General features: G+C 26.5%; 1 protein-coding gene. It reads right to left on the bottom strand.

Annotation, left to right across the window (positions count from 1 at the left end; genetic code table 11):
- Window positions 1-201: 201 nt before the first annotated feature.
- Entirely contained in the window at window positions 202-1332 is a 1131-nt protein-coding gene (locus ASE55_RS03895; protein WP_056215839.1) for a DUF3800 domain-containing protein, read from the bottom strand.
- Window positions 1333-1580: the final 248 nt, after the last annotated feature.

Here is a 1580-nt window from a genome sequence, read left to right as displayed (position 1 = left end):
CAACAGTATCAAGTTGGAAATCTTTCAATTACATAGCTTTTATAGTAATAGCTCTGAAGAAATTTTATAAAACTAAAAAAGTTTAAATGACTTCATAGTTATTGTGTCGTGAATTTCTTAATTTTTTTTGATATACTAAAAATTTTTAAGAAATTCATTAGCATCTTCATTGATTCTTGCTCTATGTTGAGGTTAAAAAAGTCATATATCAGGTTCTTTTAAAGCTTTAATGAACTTATGTATCTTACTGTAATTAGTAGAATCCATGCTGATTTTTAGTGCTTCATCGGCAATGTTAGCCTTTTCAAGCATTGGAATGATGTATGATAGATAATGTTGAAAATATGAGCTGATATCTTGTTCATTAACAGCTATTTTATACCCACTTTTACCAGCTTTTGATATAATCAGTACTCCTTTATATCTTAAATCTCTTATATGAATTCTAATATTTTCTAAACTCACTTCCAGATTTAGAACTCTTTTTATCTCATCTTTTAATTCATAAGTTTCTATTAATCGAGTTGGGAATATTCTTGATATATATACTAAATGATTTACTATAGCACTTTTGACTTTATCAATATTTCCCTCTTTAAACCTTTCAATTGTTTCTAAAACACTACTATATATTGATTTCGATACCTTGAAATTTTCTTCTTCCTCTTCTTGATTAAGAATTGAATTGTAGGGAAAAACAAGAGGTTGCAACAATTTAGGCTCCAATGTATTAAATAGTTCTTCCCAGTTAGCATTTCTTTTAGATTCTGAATAAATCATTAGTAATGAATTGGAAATTAAATCAGCTAATTGAATAAGCTCCTCCTCCTCATCACTTTTTAAATGATAACTATTTTCTTGACTAAAAAGGTTAGTTTGAAACTGAGGAATCTTTGTAATTAAATATTTTTTAAGACTTATTTGAAATTCATCAGTTCCTGTTGAGTCAATAAAAACTTGGAATGATGAGACTTTTCCAGTTAAATCATTTAGTAAAATCCTTTGAAAAAACTTTATAAAACTGGTTTTAATATCTAAGCCTTTGCTGAATATTGCTTTTTTATCAATGATTAGAGAGTGTACATGAAAATCTAGATTCTCGCATAAGTATTTCAAAATTTTTATCCTTTTTGAAAAATTTTTACTTATTGCCCTATTGCTTGCTTTAATTACATGCCCATCCAGAAAATGCTGGCTGATATAGGTTCTAAGTTCTCTAGCTTTTTGTAAATCTGATTCCTTAATAAGAACACAAGCGTAAATAAAATGACTTATGCCATCATTTTTTGAAGGTGTTCCAGATTCGTCACCAAATACATAATATTTCTCCATTCTTTTAAGTTCTCATGTTATATTTCTATCAAAGGTACAATAAATCAATTTTAATTACTCTGCATGGACATCCATCAAATATTCTTTTAACAATTTACTAAATTGAAACATAGAAATTTGGAAGATGTCAAAGCATTTTTATAGATTCCCATATTGTGGGAATACTTTTAATGTTTAGCTTATATATTAAAATATTATTTTATAGTTTTATTTACAAAAATAAATGAAAGAAGTTTTGATTAATATAT

The organism is Chryseobacterium sp. Leaf201 (genome assembly GCF_001421435.1).
Classification (GTDB): domain Bacteria; phylum Bacteroidota; class Bacteroidia; order Flavobacteriales; family Weeksellaceae; genus Chryseobacterium.
This window is presented reverse-complemented; position numbering and strand designations above follow the sequence as displayed.